Annotated in this window: 12 protein-coding genes and 3 tRNA genes; 8 read left to right on the top strand and 7 right to left on the bottom strand. The window is 71.4% G+C overall.

The window, feature by feature from the left end:
• The first annotated feature begins 111 nt into the window (after positions 1-111).
• The 3 genes from ddaH to OG381_RS39105 all read left to right on the top strand — a co-directional run bounded on the left by ddaH (position 112) and on the right by OG381_RS39105 (position 3000).
• Positions 112-888 (top strand): dimethylargininase, encoded by a 777-nt coding sequence (gene ddaH / locus OG381_RS39115; protein ID WP_327720699.1) that lies wholly within the window; start codon positions 112-114, stop codon positions 886-888.
• 216 nt (positions 889-1104) lie between these two features.
• A complete protein-coding gene (locus OG381_RS39110) occupies positions 1105-2079 on the top strand; it encodes an acyl-ACP desaturase (protein ID WP_327720698.1) in 975 nt (324 codons plus the stop codon).
• An 81-nt stretch (positions 2080-2160) separates the two neighbouring features.
• A complete protein-coding gene (locus OG381_RS39105) occupies positions 2161-3000 on the top strand; it encodes a hypothetical protein (RefSeq protein ID WP_327720697.1) in 840 nt (279 codons plus the stop codon).
• An 18-nt stretch (positions 3001-3018) separates the two neighbouring features.
• Here the strand turns inward: OG381_RS39105 and OG381_RS39100 are convergent.
• A tRNA-Trp gene (locus OG381_RS39100) sits at positions 3019-3094 on the bottom strand.
• A 90-nt stretch (positions 3095-3184) separates the two neighbouring features.
• Between OG381_RS39100 and OG381_RS39095 the strand changes: the two genes are divergently transcribed.
• Positions 3185-4591, top strand: a complete 1407-nt coding sequence (locus OG381_RS39095; protein ID WP_327720696.1) for a DUF2201 family putative metallopeptidase — start codon at positions 3185-3187, stop codon at positions 4589-4591.
• Entirely contained in the window at positions 4591-6390 is a 1800-nt protein-coding gene (locus OG381_RS39090) for an AAA family ATPase (RefSeq protein ID WP_327720695.1), read from the top strand. The genes OG381_RS39095 and OG381_RS39090 overlap by 1 nt, the downstream gene beginning before the upstream one ends.
• A 3-nt stretch (positions 6391-6393) precedes the next feature.
• Here the strand turns inward: OG381_RS39090 and OG381_RS39085 are convergent, their stop codons facing one another.
• The 4 genes from OG381_RS39085 to OG381_RS39070 form a co-directional block, all read right to left on the bottom strand.
• The gene (locus OG381_RS39085) at positions 6394-7587 is read right to left on the bottom strand and encodes a ribonuclease inhibitor (protein ID WP_327720694.1); all 1194 of its coding nucleotides are present in this window, start codon (positions 7585-7587) and stop codon (positions 6394-6396) included.
• Positions 7584-8936 (bottom strand): SDR family oxidoreductase, encoded by a 1353-nt coding sequence (locus OG381_RS39080; RefSeq protein WP_327720693.1) that lies wholly within the window; start codon positions 8934-8936, stop codon positions 7584-7586. The genes OG381_RS39085 and OG381_RS39080 overlap by 4 nt, the downstream gene beginning before the upstream one ends.
• Before the next feature lie 45 nt (positions 8937-8981).
• Positions 8982-9053 (bottom strand) — tRNA-Asp (locus tag OG381_RS39075).
• Between the two features lie 11 nt (positions 9054-9064).
• A tRNA-Glu gene (locus OG381_RS39070) sits at positions 9065-9136 on the bottom strand.
• Between the two features lie 98 nt (positions 9137-9234).
• Between OG381_RS39070 and OG381_RS39065 the strand changes: the two genes are divergently transcribed.
• Positions 9235-11706 carry a hypothetical protein gene (locus OG381_RS39065; protein WP_327720692.1) on the top strand — a complete coding sequence of 824 codons (2472 nt, stop codon included), beginning with the start codon at positions 9235-9237 and terminating at the stop codon, positions 11704-11706.
• Here OG381_RS39065 and OG381_RS39060 read toward each other — a convergent pair whose 3' ends face one another.
• Complete coding sequence (locus tag OG381_RS39060; protein ID WP_199924482.1) at positions 11707-11952, bottom strand: WhiB family transcriptional regulator; 246 nt, start codon at positions 11950-11952, stop codon at positions 11707-11709.
• 241 nt (positions 11953-12193) lie between these two features.
• On the opposite strand from OG381_RS39060, the gene OG381_RS39055 reads away from it, so the two are divergent.
• Together OG381_RS39055 and OG381_RS39050 are read left to right on the top strand one after the other, a co-directional pair.
• On the top strand, positions 12194-12979 hold the full coding sequence (locus tag OG381_RS39055) for a VOC family protein (protein ID WP_327720690.1): 786 nt from the start codon (positions 12194-12196) through the stop codon (positions 12977-12979).
• A gap of 46 nt (positions 12980-13025) precedes the next feature.
• Positions 13026-14513 (top strand): HEAT repeat domain-containing protein, encoded by a 1488-nt coding sequence (locus OG381_RS39050; protein ID WP_327720689.1) that lies wholly within the window; start codon positions 13026-13028, stop codon positions 14511-14513.
• On the opposite strand, the gene OG381_RS39045 is transcribed toward OG381_RS39050, so the two are convergent.
• Positions 14510-15517: a LacI family DNA-binding transcriptional regulator gene (locus tag OG381_RS39045; protein ID WP_327720688.1), complete on the bottom strand. Its 1008-nt coding sequence runs from the start codon at positions 15515-15517 to the stop codon at positions 14510-14512. The two genes, OG381_RS39050 and OG381_RS39045, sit on opposite strands and share 4 nt — an antisense overlap.
• Between the last annotated feature and the right edge of the window lie 133 nt (positions 15518-15650).

The following is a 15650-nucleotide window of genomic DNA, read 5'->3' as shown; positions in this document are numbered from 1 at the left end:
AGGGCCACAGCCTGGTACCGGGGGTTTTGTGCACGCGGGCCCGCCCTGCATGATGGCTGACCGGTGCCGCTTTTCCGGGGTGCCGTCCCTGCCGCCGTTACGGAGTTCCTCGTGCCCAGCAAGAAGGCCCTCGTCCGCCGCCCCAGCCCGCGCCTCGCCGAAGGACTGGTGACGCACGTCGAGCGCGAGAAGATCGACCTCGATCTCGCGGTCGAGCAGTGGGAGGCCTACGTCGAGACCCTGCGCGCGCACGGCTGGGACACGGTCGAGGTGGATCCGGCCGACGACTGCCCGGACTCCGTGTTCGTCGAGGACACGGTCGTCATGTACAAGAACGTCGCGCTCATCACCCGGCCCGGCGCCGAGTCCCGGCGCCCGGAGACCGCGGGCGTCGAGGAGGCGGTGGCCTCGCTCGGCTGCTCGGTGAACTGGGTGTGGGAGCCCGGCACGCTCGACGGCGGCGACGTCCTGAAGGTCGGCGACACGATCTACGTCGGGCGCGGCGGCCGGACCAACGCGGCCGGCGTGCAGCAGCTGCGGGCCGCCTTCGAACCGCTCGGGGCGCGGGTCGTCGCGGTGCCGGTGAGCAAGGTGCTGCATCTGAAGTCGGCGGTCACCGCACTCCCCGACGGCACGGTGATCGGACACATCCCGAAGGTGGACCGGCCCTCGCTCTTCCCGCGCTTCCTGTCGGTGCCCGAGGAGGCCGGCGGTCACGTCGTGCTGCTCGGCGGCCATAAGCTGCTCATCTCGGCGAGCGCGCCGAAGACGACGGAACTGCTCGCCGACCTCGGCCACGAGCCGGTCGTCGTCGACATCAGCGAGTTCGAGAAGCTCGAGGGATGTGTGACATGCCTCTCGGTCCGGATGCGGGAGCTGTACGCCTGACCGGGTGAGCGGATCACTCGATCAGCCCCGGGACCTGCGGTCCTGGGGCCTTTGGCGTACACCCTGGAACGTGGGCTGATCAGGGATCTTTACAGCGCGTTTAACCTACGGTCTCGTAACCTACGGATTCGTAGCCTACGCTTTCGTAAGTTCCGTAGGAGCCGGCAACCGCTCGCCGGTTTGTTCAGCTTTGTCACACGTCCCCCTGGAGTCCCCGTGACGATCGCCACCCCTCACCTCGGCAGCCCTTCCGTCTGGACCGACGCCAAGCTGCTGTACGCCCTGGAGGAAGTGGTCGAGCAGGAACTCAACCGGCATCTCAAGGTCACCAAGGACTGGATGCCGCACGAGTACGTGCCGTGGAGCGACGGCCGCAACTTCCCCGGCTTCTTCGAGGACGGCGAGGCCTGGGACAAGCAGCAGTCCAAGGTCACCGAGATCGGCCGCATCGCGCTCGTGGTGAACCTCCTGACCGAGGACAACCTCCCCAGCTACCACCACGAGATCGCCTCGCTCTTCGGCCGCGACGGCGCCTGGGGCACCTGGGTGCACCGCTGGACCGCCGAGGAGGGCCGCCACGGCATCGTGATGCGCGACTACCTCCTCGCCTCGCGCGCGGTGGACCCGGACAAGCTGGAAGCGTTCCGCATGTCCCACATGAGCGAGGGCTTCGAGTCGGACAACCGGCACTCGATGCTGCACTCGGTCGCCTACGTCGCCTTCCAGGAGCTGGCGACCCGCGTCTCGCACCGCAACACCGGCCACCAGTCGGGCGACCCGGTCTGCGACCGCATGCTGGCGCGCATCGCGACCGACGAGAACCTCCACATGGTCTTCTACCGCAACCTCCTGAAGGCCGCGTTCGACCTGGCCCCCGACCTGACCATGCAGGCCGTGCGCGACGTCCTCGTCAACTTCCGCATGCCCGGCCACGGCATGCCCGGCTTCGAGCGGTTCGCGGCGCAGATGGCGATCGGCGAGGTGTACAACCTGCGCATCCACCACGACGACGTCATCCAGCCGGTGCTGCGGTTCCTGAAGGTCATGGACATCGACGGTCTCGGCCCCGAGGGACAGAAGGCGCAGGAGGAGATCGGCCTGTACATGGGCGCTCTCGACTCTGAGGCCTCCAAGTTCGACGAGAAGCTGGCCGCGCGCAAGGCGCGGATGGCGGCGCGCGCCGCCGGCTGACGTCACCCGGGAGCACACGAGCCGGCCCGCGCGGAGAAATTTTCCGCGCGGGCCGGCTTCCGTCTGCGGCATCATGCGGCCATGCGGCAGAACAGCACGGTGGAACAGGCGGTCGGCTCCCTGCTCGGCCTGGTCGACGGGGAGACCGCCGAGCAGGTACGGGCACGAACCGGGCTGCCCTCTCCCGAGCGGCCCAAGGCCACCGCGGCGCGGTTGCGACGTGCATGGACGTGGGCGACGCACCTGCCGGCCTCGGTGGCGCTGTGGATTCTCGAGAACGACGATCCGGAGCTCAACGCCGTCGTGTGGAGGTACGTCAGCACCGACTCCGGGCTGCGCAGGGCCATCGCGCGCGGTGTGCCGTTCGGTCCCGGCCGCACCGGCACCCTCCCCGTCGACCGCACGCTCCGGGGGGCGGAGGACGAGATCCCCGAGAGCTACGTCCGCCATGGCCTCCTCGGCTCCCTGCGCGAAGTGGATTCCATGGCCGCGGGACGCGCCGCCGCGTCCATGGTGCTGACGCGCGCCGACTGGCAGACCGTCGGCGAGGCCGACGGCGAGCACCCACTGCCGGGTTACGCGCGCTGGGCGCTGTCCGTACGCCCGGACTGCCCGCCTTCCGTGCGGGCGGGATTCGGCTCGCACGCCAAGTTCACCCACCGGCTCCGCCAAGCGGGCGTGTACGACGGTCCCGCCGCGTACGTGACGTCCGAGGGGCCGGCCATCCGCGTCCTCGAGGTGTTCGCGATGGGGCACGTGCTGTTCCCGAACCGCGTCAAGGAGGCGGAGGACGCGCTCCGCCCGCTGGTCCGGGAGCACTTGGGCGACCGTGAGGAGGCGTGGGCGGTGCTGGCCCAGCTGGTGGAGAGCTTCCACGGGAACGTGCCCGAACTCGTGGTGACCGCCGGCGCCATCGCCTAGCCGACAGGGGCCCAGGGGGGCGGGGCGGCTGGATTCGAACCAGCGTGTTCTGGTTTTGGAGACCGGTGCGCCTGCCTCTGCGCTACGACCCCGCCCTTGACGCCAGATCGTAATGCCTTGGCCCGATGTCGGTGGGCCCTGGTACCAATGAGGCACGGGGGCAGGCCAGTACGGGGGGCACGGGATGGCGTACGGAGAGCGGGGGCGGCGTCCCCCGGTGGTGGACCTCGGCGACCGCAGGGCACTGGAGGCGTACCGCCCGGCGGATGCGGGGGTGGTGACGGAGGCGCGGCGGCTCAAGGAGGCCGCGCTGCTGGACTTCGGGCTGACGCAGTCGGCGGTGGCGTCCTGGCTGTACGCCAAGTGCCACCACCAGATCCCGACGACCGCGATCGACACGGCGGCCGTGGTGGCGTCCGGCGACGGCACCTGTCTGCTGCTGTTCAACCCGGACTTCTTCGTCGGACTCGGCCTGGACGGCGTGAAGTTCGTCCTGTTCCACGAGGCCCGCCACCTCGTGCACCGCCATCTGTTCGCCGACCCCGAGCTGCACGAGGACCCGGTCTTCGAACTGGCCGCCGAGGTGTCCATCAACCATGTGGCACTGATCCGGCTCGACAGGCGCGAACTGCCGCTGCTGGACGGCCGGCCGACCGGCATCGACCCGCGCGAGGTGTACGACCGCTACCGCGCGGACCTCATGGCCCACGGCCTGGAGCCGGTGTCGTACGAGACGTTCACCGAGACGGACCTGCGGGTTTATGGCGAGCTGAAGCGGATGCACCGCCCGCCGGTCCCGGAGCGCCGGCTGTGCGTGCGTCTTTCGGAGGGCTCCCCCGTCCCGGCCGACCAGGAGACCGTCGACGCGGTGACCTCCTCCGCGCTGCTCAACTCCCTGCTGGCGGCCCGGCGCGGGCACGCGGGCGCGGAGCGGGAGCTGCTCGACCTCATGGACCGCACCCGGGGCGGCAACGCCCGGGCGGCCCGGATCTGGGGGAACCTGGGCGCGGGCATGCTGCGCGGCGAGACCACGCGCACGCGTACGGTCCACTGGTGGCAGCGCTGGCTGGTCGACGTCCTCGGCTCCAGACTGCGTGACGGTGAGCGGCTGGTGTACCCGAAGAAGCGCGGCGCCATGCTCGCGGCCCTCGGCCAGGATCCGATGCTGGCGCGGCGCGGCCCGGTGCGGGACAAGGTGCTGGTCGTCGCGTACGACACCTCGGGCTCGATGCCGCACCATGTGATCACCTGGCTCACCGAACTCGTGGGCAGGATCGACGGCGTTGAGGCGCACTGGCTGTCCTTCGACGCCGTGGTGATGCCGTTCGTGCCGGGCGAGCGGGTCTACGGCGGTGGCGGTACGAGCTTCCAGGCCGTTGCGGACTACGTGGAGGGCCGTACGGAGGTGAACGGGCGGCGTTTCGAGGAGACCCCCGACGCTGTCGTCGTGCTCACCGACGGATACGCGCCGGCGATCACGCCCGCCGAGCCGGACAAATGGATCTGGCTGATCACGGAGGGCGGCGACGAATGGCCCGAGAGGCACACACCCGCGATGGACTGCCATCGCGTCACCACGGGATCGCGGTAATGACCACGGAAACAAGGCAATCGACGACCGTCTCGCGGCTCGAGTCCTTCATCGACGCGATGATCGACATGGGCCAGACGGGCCAGATCTTCGGCGAGCACGGCATCGGGAAGACGGCGACGTTCTTCTCGCACCTCGCCCGCGCCCACCCGGACACCGCCCTGGTGTACGTGCCGGCGGCGAACCTGACGCCGGACGATCTGCTCGTCAACGCGCCGGTGCGCGATCCGCACACCGGTGAACTGGTGCTGCGCCAGCTGGTGATGAGCCGGCTGAAGCCCGGCACACCGTTCGTGCTGCTCATCGACGACTCGTTGCAGGCGGGCGACACCATCCAGTCGCAGCTGATGCAGATCGCGTGCAACTGGACGCTGGGCGAGCACGATCTGCGGGCCCTGGGCTGCGTCGGGGTGTTCCTGACGGACAACGAGTCGCTCGCGGAGACCTCGTCCCGGCGCGGCGACCTCGCGCTCCTGGACCGCATGGTCACGATACGGATCACGGCCAACGACACGTCCTGGCGCAAGCACCTGGCGGCCAAGTACCGCCCGTGGGACCTGCGTCCGGTGTTCTCGCTGTGGGCGTCCCTCTCCCCCGCCCTGCGCGAGCGGCTCTCCCCGCGCACCCTCGACCATGTCCTGGCCAACGCGAAGGAGGGCTTCCCGCTGCGCTGGGGCCTGCCCCTGGTCGACGGGGAGCGGCTGCGGCTGGCGGAGCCGGGCCCGGACGGCAAGCCCGGCCAGAACCCTACGCACGAGATCCTGGACCGGATCGCCGAGGCGGTGGGCGTGGCCAACCCCTCGACGATTCCCGACCCGGTCCGACAGGTGGTGCGCGCCGCGCTGCGCAACCGCTGGACGGTGCTGCTCCAGGGTCCTCCCGGGTGCGGCAAGACGGAGCTGGTGCGGGAGACGGTGCGCGAGGGGCTCGGCCGGGACGCGCTGTACTTCTCGCTGCCGGTGACCAACGTCGAGGACCTGTGCGCGCCGATCCCGTCGGCGGACGGCACGCTGGACAACCTGCTCGCCGCGCACTTCACGGGTCCGGATCCGAAGGTGATCGTGTGGGACGAGTACAACCGGCCCAAGGACAAGGCCGCGTTCGCCAAGCTCATGGAGATCACCCAGGAGTGGTCGCTGGCCGGGCGGCGGATCGAGAACCTGCGCGCCCAGATAGCCGTCCAGAACCCGCCGTACCACCTCGGCCGCAAGCTTCTGGTGTCCCGGAACAACATCGCCCAGGCGACGCGCTTCACGGCCTCGCTGACCGTCGAACCGCAGGACATCCCGGCCAACGAGTGGCTGCTCGCCCACTACGGTTCCGACGCGGAGACGGTCCTGGAGTGGTGGAAGCACGACATCGACGACGACGGCCGCGCCTGGATCACCAAGCGCACGCTGGAGCGGCTCATCAAGCTGCACCGGCGCGGGCTGCCGCTGGAGATGGGCACGGTGTATCTGGGCGACGGCGAGTACGCGCCGGTTCCGCTCACTGCCCTCATGGACCGCTTGAAGGGCCGCCAGGTCACGGGCCTGCGCGAGCTCGCCCGTGACGCCGACGCGTGGGAGGCCCGGCTGCGTCGCGCCGCCGCGCACACCGACGAGGGCGGCGACGACAGCGATGTCGTCCACCAGATCCTCGCCAACGCGGAGCTGTCCCAGCTGAAGAAGCACCGCGCGGTGGTGGCCCGGCTGGTCGCGCTGCTGCCGGCGAAGCTGCGGGCGACGTATCTCGTGGGGGCGTCGGAGCGGCAGCAGCGGTTCTGGACGGAGGTGTTCGTGGGGATGCGGAGGCGGTGAGTCTCAGGCGTCGGGCGGGGCTGTCCGGTGCACGCTCCGGACGGCGGCCACGTCGGAGGGGACCGCCGGGCGCGGAAGGTGGGCGCTGAGCGCCTCCAGGCGGCGTTTGACGCTGGCGGCGATGCCGTGGCCCAGGGCGAAGCGCGTGGCCGTGACGGCGCGGGGTGCGGTGTCGAGGAGGCGGTGGGCCTCGCGGCTGCGCATGCCGGTGTGGGTCAGGACCAGGTGGGTCAGCCGGTGCTCGACGGCGGCCAAGGACTCGGCCATCGTCTCGGCCGCCGTCAGGTCGATGTGGTTGTCGGCGGCGCCCAGGACCGCCGCCGCGCGCACCCGGCCGAGGTCCAGCAGGGTGACCCCGGCCGCGGTCGCCGCCGTCACCAGCCGGGTGGCGGCCCGCGGTCCGATCCCGTTGCTGGCGACGGCGAGACAGGTGAGCCGTCCGTGCGGCGCCCGCTCCAGGGCGTCGGCCAGACGCAGCGCTCCCGCGTCCCCCAACCGGGCGGCCGACACATACAGTTCGTCGATCGCGCCCGCCGCCACGACCGCGCCGAGCGCTTCCGCTCCCGCCTCCCCCAGCGGGTTGCCGCCGACGAAGAGCCGCTCGATACGGCGCCCGTTGTCGGCGGCCGCCAGCAGCGCGTCGACGAGGACGACGGCACCGGCCGCGTCGAGGCCGGTCTGCACGAGGTCGAGGGTGCGCAACGACCGTGCGGACTCGATGAGTTCGGCCGCCGCCCGCCCTCCCCCGGCGCCCAGCGGATTGCGTTTGAGCCACACCCCGGTGACCACCTGCGGAGAGGCCCGCAACTGGTCGGCGATCCGGCAGGCGCCGCCCGCGGTGATCCCGTTGCAGCCGAGGTAGAGCGTCTCGACGTCCTCGCTCGCCGCGGCCACGACGGCCGCCCCGGCGTCGCCCAGCCCGTCGGTGCCGAGCAGCAGATGCCGTACCGGAGAGGGCCCCTGGGCCAGCGCCTCGGCGACCAGGGCGGCGCCCTCCGCGCCCAGCTCCTGCTTGCACAGGTCGAGGCGGCCGTCGGGCAGCGCCGTACCCGCCGGGAAGTCCAGCCGTTCCCCGGCCGGGCGTCCGGCGCGCAACCAGTCCAGCAGTGGGGCGAGTTCGGCGACCGGGCGCGGTACGACGGACGGCACACCGGCGAACCCGTCCGGCGCCGACCGTTTCCCCTCGTCCGATGTCACCACTGCGCCTCCCGATAGTCCTTGAGGAACACCCCGGACACCGGATCGCCCGCCTCACCCCGCACGATCGGGTCGTACACCCGGGCCGCCCCGTCCACCACGTCCAGCGGTGTCCGGAACCCGGCCTCCGCCATGCGTGCCTTCTTCGGCGCCGGGTTCTCGTCGGTGATCCAGCCGGTGTCGACGGCGCACATGTGGACGCCCCGCTCGGCGAGTTCGGCGGCGCTGGTGCGGGTGAGCATGTTGAGGGCGGCCTTGGCCATGTTGGTGTGGGGATGACCGGCCATCTTGTTGCGGACGGCGAAACGGCCCTCCACCGCGGTCACGTTCACCACGTACCGGCGCGGCCGCGGCGAGGCGAGCAGCAGGGGCAGCAGCCGGTCGCACAGCAGGGCCGGGGCGAGAGCGTTGACGAGCTGGGTCTCCAGCACCTCGGCCGGGTCGAGGGCGCCGAGCCGCGCCGACCAGGAGTTCTCCGGGGACGGATCGGGCAGCAGTCCGGCCTCGTCGGCCTCACGCAGAGCCGCCGGCAGGGACGCGGCGCCGCCCTCCAGCATCCGCATCGGCGTGAAGCCGGGCGCCTTGCGCGCTCCCGCGGGCAGCGCGTCGTACTCCCCGGAGGCGAGCAGCGCGTACGACTCGGGCGGCCGCCGCACCGTCTGCGCGGCGTTGTTGACGAGGATGTCGAGCGGCTCACCCTCCTGCCGCAACTCCTCGCACAGCCCGAGCACTTGGCGCGGGTCGCGCAGGTCGACGGCGAGCACGCTCAGCCGGTCGAGCCACTTCCCGCTGCCCGGCTCGGCGCGGAAGCGGCGCACGGTGTCGTGCGGGAAACGCGAGGTGACCAGGACCTCCGCGCCGTCGCGCAGCATCATCAGCGCCAGCTGGAAACCGATCTTCACCCGACCGCCGGTGAGCAGCACGCGGCACCCGTCGAGGTCGGTGCTCAGCTGCCGCCGGGCCGTGTTGTCGGCGGCGCAGGCGGGGCAGAGGCGGTGGTAGAAGGCATCGACGTGTTGATAGGGCGACTTGCAGACATAGCAGGTGCGCGGCTTGCGGAAGACACCTGGATCGCCGGTCCCGGCCAGGGGTGCGTCCTCGCGGCGGCTCAGCGCGCCGGTCGCGGTCGCGGCCATGGCCCGCGCGTCGGCGGCGGAGGCTTCGGCGCCCCGTGTCTTGCGCCGCCGCAGCCGTCCGTCGCGGGCGAAGGAGGCGGCGACCTGCTCGGCGCGCAACCGCACCGGGTCGTCGACGGGCAGGGCCCGCAACTTGCCCACGACCTGGTGGAAGGCGGCCAGTTCCGCCTCGGTGACCGCCTCGTGCCCCGAAACGGTCAGTCCCGCCTCCATGATCGCCTCGCCCCTGTCCCGTCCCCGACCGTCAACGCCGTACCGCGGTCCCGACCGGATTCGAACCGGCGTATCCGCCCTGACAAGGCGGCGAGTCTGCCTCTGCTCTACGGGACCCCGCGCACGCATCCGGACGACCGGATTCGAACCGGCGTAACCGCCTTGAGAGGGCGGCGCGTCTGCCTCTGCGCTACGTCCGGACCGCGCCCCCGGATCCTAACCGCACCCCGAACGGCCGGTCGCACGGATTTACGGGAGGCCTCGTCGGTGCAACGGTGCCCGAAGGGGGTGACACACCATGGCCCAGACCCATGAGTGGATGTTCTACGAGGTCATGTGGCGCGCCTGGGCGGGTCGGGGACAGGTCCCGTACCCGGTGCCCTGGTGGGCGCAGCAGGCCTTCCGACGCTGGAGCGACGACTTCGACTCCGGCACCTACGAGTCCAAGGAGGCGGCCTTCGCCTCCAACGCCCTGTACCGGTACTGGCACATGGTCGGCGTCAAGGACCACCGGCAGGAGTCCCTGATCGGCCAGGCGGGCGAGATCGAGCCGGTCTACGACAAGTACAGCCTCTCGTTCTTCCTGCACGATCCGGCCACGGGCGCCGTGCGGCTGCCCCAACTCCCGGACGGCGGGCGGGTGGAGCAGCGGCTGGAGGCACCGCATCTGCCGGTCGTGCTGACGACGTTCCGCACCGCGGACGACGTCGAGTTCGTGCAGCGCACCTTCGCCGGCACCGTCGGCGCGAACCAACGGGACCTGGTCGTCACGCGGGTGACCGTGGGCAGTCCGACGGGACAGGAGCGCACCGGGCTGCTGTGCGCGGCGGTACTGCCGGCCGGGCCCAGCGGCTTCCAGCGGCACGACCGCAACGGACGGCAGATCACCGACCGGCGGCTGACGTTCCTGCGCCATCTGCCGAACGAGCAGCGGGTGGAGACCAACGCGGGCTGGGGCCCGGTCTTCGACACCGCGCCCCAGCAGTACGGGGTCTACGGCAACCCGGACTTCTCCTCGGACCCCGCCTCGTATCTCACCCGCAGCGCCTTCCACGACCTGGCCGTCGGCGGCAAACTGAACGGCGCCCTGGAGGCGCAGGACCAGGTGGCGGGGCTCTGCAGCGCGGTGTTCGCGTGGCCGTTCCAGATCGCCGAGGACGAGGTCTTCGAGATCGACGTACGCCTGCCCGTCGACCAGTTCTCCGGCTCCGCCGACCTCGCCGAGCTCAGAGGCACACCGGCCACCGAACTGGAGTCCTCCAACCGGGACTTCTGGACGACGAAGCTTCTCGGCCAAGGCCTCCAGCCGGGGCTGCCGCGCCCGGTGGCGCACCTCGCCGACCAGTTCCGCCAGGCGCGTTCACAGCTCCTGATCCTGTCCGACCACGGCGAGATCCATCCCGGCCCGACCGTCTACGACTCCTTCTGGATCCGCGACTCCTGCGTCGAGGCGACGGCATGCTCGCTCGTCGGCGACTCGGCACTGGCCGAACGGCAGTTGGGAACCCACTACCCGCTCAAGTTCAACCGCGGGACGGGCCGGATCGGTCCGTGCGCCGAGTACGGCTTCTACGGCGGCCCGCACGAGAAGGAGGACCGCGAGTGGGACAGCAACGGCCAAGCCCTGTGGGCGATCGGCCGGTTCGACCGCACGAGCGGCCGACGGGCGGCGTTCGGGGCCAAGTTGTACGTCCCCTATGTGCGCGACGCGGCCCGCTGGCTGCGGGACAACCGCGACCGGTACGGCCTGTTGCACAGCGGCTGGAGCGCCGAGCACCTCGGCGAGCGCGACAAGCCGCACTACTGGGACGACTTCTGGGGCCTGGCCGGGCTCTACGAGGCCGCACGGCTCGCCGAGCGCATCGGCGCGCCGGAGGCCGGTGAACTGTGGGACACCTTCGACGACTTGAAGCGCGCCACCGCCGAGTCGATCCGCTGGGTGCTGGGCGAGCAGCAGCGGCGCGGCGCCTGGGAGACGTACATCCCGACCGGCCCCGGTGACGTCGGACGGCGCGACTCGACGATGATCGGCACGGCCGCCTACTTCCACCCGCTGCGGCTGCACATGGGCAGCAAACTGGGCGACGACATCGACCGGGCGGCCCGCTTGACGCTCGACACCATGTACGCGCACTTCGTCAGCGGCGGCTTCCGGCACGACGCCGCCTGGAACGCGTACGGGCCCTACCTGACCATGCAGTTGGCGCACGCCTGTCTGCTCGCCGGTGATCCGGGGCGGATGGACGAGCTGCTCGGCTGGACGGTGGACGCGGGCTTCCCGAGCGTGGCCGGGCGCGCGGCGGCACTGGGCGCCTGGAACGAGCAGCACGCGTACCCGGTGGCGTCCGACTTCGCCGAAGTCCCGTTCAGCCGCTGGTACATGGGCGACATCCCGCACGGCTGGGCGGCCGCCGAGTATCTGCTGCTGATCCGCGACATCCTCTTCTTCGAGGCCGACGAGGACCACGATCCGCACCTGTACATCGCTCCCGGCGTACGGCCGCACTGGGTGCCGGGCGGCGAACGGGTGACCGTGGACGCGGCGCCCACGCTCTTCGGCTCGCCGTTCGGCTACCGGCTCGCCCACGACCCGGCCGCGCGGACGGTCACCGTGGACATCACCAAAGCGCCGGAAGGGGTGCGGTTCGTCTATCCGTGCCGGTTCGGCGAAGTGCGCTCGGCCGAGGCGAACGGGCAGGAGCTCGCCGTGACCGGCCAGGACGTGCGGGTGCCGGCGGGGACGTGGCGGTTCAGTGTGACGTACGCCTGATCAGTGAGAGGTACGCCTGATCTCCAGGCGTTCCTTCTCCGACAGGCCGCCCCAGACACCGAAGCGTTCGTCGTTGTCGAGGGCGTACTCCAGACAGGCGGAGCGGATCGGGCACAGGCCGCAGATCCGCTTCGCCTCCCGTACGGAGCTGCCCGGCTCGGGGAAGAAGAAGTCTCCACCGGTCTGCGCGCACAACGCCTCGTCCTGCCAGTCCAGGCCGGGCGGGGTGATCGTTTCGATGAGCATGGTGAGGATCGTGCCGGGCGGCGAAAAACGTTCGATCAACGCGGGATCAACGCCGCGTGCGCGGGCCCCCGGCCGCCTCGATGGTCCTCCGCCGCGTGGCGTGGCGCACGGCGGCGCGCGGAATCGCGGGAAAACTGGGAGCGGCCTGCCGGACACGGATGGTCACCGCCCGGGGCGATTGTCAGTGGGCGGTGCGAGACTCGGCAGTGCAGTGGACGGGACCCTTCGAAGGAGGGCAACGATGCTCACCACGCGTTATGTCACCGGCGCCCCGAACTGGCTCGATCTCGGCACCCCCGACATCGACGGCGCCGCTTCCTTCTACGGCGCGCTGTTCGGCTGGCGGTTCCAGCCGGGGCCGCCCGAGGCCGGCGGATACGGCTTCTTCCAGCTCGACGGGAGGACGGCCGCGGCCGGCATGCAGAACCCGCCGGAGCAGGGCCCGCCCTCCTGGACGGTGTACTTCCAGACACCGGACGCGGACGCCACGGCGAAGGCCGCCGAGCAGGCGCACGGCGCGGTGCTGATGCAGCCGATGGATGTCATGGACCAGGGCCGCATGGCCATCCTCGCCGACAAGGCGGGTGTCTCCTTCGGCATCTGGCAGCCCGCCCGGAACAAGGGCCTCGACGTCGTGCAGGAACCCGGTTCGCTGTGCTGGCTGGAGTTGTACACCCCGGACCAGCCCGCGGCCGCGTTCTTCTACAACGCCGCCCTCGGTCTGGAGACCTACGGCGTCGACTTCCCCGGCGGCACGTACACCACCGTCAACCCCGCCGGCGCGTCCGAGGACGCCATGTTCGGCGGCATCGTGCCGCTGGCCGAGGCCCCCGGGGAGACGGACGCGTACTGGCTGCCGTACTTCGAGGTCACGGACCCGGACGCGGTGGTGTCCACGACGCGGGAGCTCGGCGGCACGGTCCGGATGCCGGCCACGGACGTGGCGGGTGTCGGCCGCGTGGCCAAGCTGGCCGATCCGTACGGGGCGCGGTTCGCGGTGATCAAGAGCGACCCGGGGCAGGGCTGACGAGGCCGCGAGGAGGCCGGTCGGTGCGCGCCCGTAGCCTGTCGGGATGTTCAGGACGTTCACCGAGCGCCGGGCTCGGAAAGAGAAGGAGCGGCAGCGCGAGCTGTCCGTACGGCTGAGGTCGCCCGAGCCGGAGGTGCGGGTGCCCGCCGCCGGCGAGATCGCCCAGGTGAAGGACACGGCCTGGGCGATACGGGAGCTGGCGCAGGCGATGGACCGGGAGCCGTCTCCCCTCTGGTTCGACGCTGTCGCAGGGCCCTTCTGCGATGCCGTGTGCCGGGACCGGGCGGTGCGGGAACGCGTGGAGCGGATGTTCGCCGCCCATGCCGATGAGCCGGTCGAACTGGTGCGTGCCTGGACCGCCTTGCTGGCCGAGTTCGGGGCGGGGGCCGCGCTGGAAACCGTCGACGACGAGTTGGCCGCGGAAGTGGGCGCTCGGCTGCGGCGAGTACGTGAGCAGGGCGGGATGACCCATGAGCTGTCCGGTTCGGCCCCGGACTCCCTCGACTACGTGGTCACGTTCGGCGTGACCGTCGAGCTGCTCCACGACGCCGTACGCCGCTACGCTCCGCTCCCCGCGGACGACATCGAACGCACGCGACGCGAGACCCGGGAGACCTTGCAGCGGGCCCTGGCGCACCCGGCGGGGAGCGCCGACCGCCACGCGCTGCTGGTTTCCCACTGTGAACCGCCTGATGACGAGACCTGGGCGGATCGGCAGCTGGCCGCCCTGCGCATCAGGGAGGCCCTCGACCTGTGCGGGAGTGCCGAACCGGATCGCGTGTCGCTGGGCGTGGAGGCCCTGTCCGTCATGCTGCGGTTCAACCATGTGTGCCTGAACGACGCCGTCCGCGAGACGCTCGACAGTCTCTGCGTACCGGACCAGGATCCGTTCACGTTCAGCGAGGTCCTGAGCTGCTATCCCTCGCTCCACGCCGGCCGGCGCCTGGACGACCCGCCGGTGGAGATGTTCCTCGCGGCGCTCGGCCACGCCGACCCGCTGGTGAGGGCGAACGCCGCCGCCGGGCTGGACACCATCGCTGCCGGACTGCCCGAGGAGTCACGGGCGGTCGCCGCCCTGATCGAGGCGATGGAGCACGACCCCGATATCGAGGTCGTGCGCTCGGCGGCGTACGCCCTCGCCACGATTGGCTGTACCGAGGAGGCCAACTCCCGTGCCGCCTCCGCCGCGCTCGCGGGCCACGCCGGATCGGCCGACCCGGGACTGCGCGTCGCGAGCGTGGACGGAGCACTCCACCGCGACGAGCCCGGAGCGTACGACCGGTTGACGGCCGAGCTCCAACGGCCCGATGTCGAGGCCCGGTTCATCAGCTCCGTCGGCTTCTTCCTGGATGTCGGAACGCAGCCCTCGAAAGATGTGACCGCGCGATGGACTCAGCTGCTGGAGCGGCTGCGCCAGGACGGCTGGCCCGACCGGCCGAACGAGCACGAGGACGGCGACGACACGGAGCCCGGCTTCCGGATGGCCCTCCTGGAGCTGACGCTGGACAAGCTGCGCGTCTACGAGGCCTAGGCGGACGCCCGCCGCACCAGCGTCGTCCGCAGCACGACGCTGGACGCGGCGCCGGCCGTCCCCAGCAAAAGCCGGGCCATCAACCGCCCCATCTCCTCGATGTCCTGACGGATCGTCGTGAGCGGTGGATCGGTCTGTTCCGCCACCGGCAGCATGTCGTCGAACCCGATCACGGCCACGTCGTCAGGCACGCGCCGCCCCCGCTCACGCAGCACCCGCAGCGCCCCGGACGCCATGAGGTCGTTCGCGGCGAACACGGCGTCGACGTCCGGGCAGCGCTCGAGCAGCTCCCGCATCGCCCGTTCCCCGCCCCCGGGAGTGAAGTCCCCCTCGACCACCAGCTCCGGACCGGTGTCCCCCATGACGTCCCGGAACCCCTCCAGCCGGTCCACCGCCGACGTCTGGTCCAGGGCACCGGTGATGTGCGCGACGCGCGTACGGCCGAGGCCCACGAGATGGCGTACGGCGTCCCGCGCCCCGCCCCGGTTGTCGCTGTCGACGAACACCACGTCACGGCTGCCGTCGCTCCACCCGGGCCGCCCGCCGAACACCGTCGGAATGCCCGCCCGCTGGATCAGTCCGGGCAGCGGATCGTCGAGGTGCAGGGAGAAGACGAGCACCCCGTCGACATGGCCGCCGGCGAGGTAGCGGCCGACCCGGGCGTGGTCGTCGCGCCCCTCGGTCAGCAGCAGGACCAGCTGGTTGTCGTGGGCCGTCAACTCCTTGCTGATTCCCCTGAGTTGCAGCGCGAAGAAGGGGTCGGCGAAGACCCGGGTCTCCGGTTCGGCGACGACGACGGCGATCGCGTCGTGCCGGCGCGTCACCAGGCTGCGGGCGGCCTGGTTGGGCACGTACCCCAGCTCCTCCACCGCCCGCCGGACCCGCTCGACGAGCGGCTCCCGCACCCCGTCCCCACCGTTCACCACCCGGGACACGGTGGCCCGCGAGACCCCGGCCCGCTCGGCCACGGCCTCCAGCGTGGGACGCGGCGCTGTCTCGGTCACTTCGGGGCCCTCCTCGCGGTTGCGGATCAGGATAGCCCTGGCCGGAGGAGTCGTGAGAGCGCTCTCCGGGGCCCGCAATCCGGTTGCTCACGAGCCCGGGGCGCCCGGATCATCGCCGTATGACCGGGAGAAG

Source organism: Streptomyces sp. NBC_00490, assembly GCF_036013645.1.
GTDB lineage: Bacteria > Actinomycetota > Actinomycetes > Streptomycetales > Streptomycetaceae > Streptomyces > Streptomyces canus_F.
The sequence above is the reverse complement of the archived record's forward strand: the minus strand, read 5'-3'. Positions and strand labels throughout refer to the sequence as shown.

Excerpts from the sequence above, each read along its gene's own strand:
- OG381_RS39065 (WP_327720692.1), top strand. The coding sequence starts at position 9,235 with ATGGCCCAGACCCATGAGTGGATGTTCTACGAGGTCATGTGGCGCGCC.
- OG381_RS39080 (WP_327720693.1), bottom strand. The coding sequence starts at position 8,936 with ATGGAGGCGGGACTGACCGTTTCGGGGCACGAGGCGGTCACCGAGGCG.
- OG381_RS39105 (WP_327720697.1), top strand. The coding sequence starts at position 2,161 with ATGCGGCAGAACAGCACGGTGGAACAGGCGGTCGGCTCCCTGCTCGGC.
- OG381_RS39060 (WP_199924482.1), bottom strand. The coding sequence starts at position 11,952 with ATGCTCATCGAAACGATCACCCCGCCCGGCCTGGACTGGCAGGACGAG.
- OG381_RS39050 (WP_327720689.1), top strand. The coding sequence starts at position 13,026 with ATGTTCAGGACGTTCACCGAGCGCCGGGCTCGGAAAGAGAAGGAGCGG.
- OG381_RS39095 (WP_327720696.1), top strand. The coding sequence starts at position 3,185 with ATGGCGTACGGAGAGCGGGGGCGGCGTCCCCCGGTGGTGGACCTCGGC.
- OG381_RS39090 (WP_327720695.1), top strand. The coding sequence starts at position 4,591 with ATGACCACGGAAACAAGGCAATCGACGACCGTCTCGCGGCTCGAGTCC.
- OG381_RS39055 (WP_327720690.1), top strand. The coding sequence starts at position 12,194 with ATGCTCACCACGCGTTATGTCACCGGCGCCCCGAACTGGCTCGATCTC.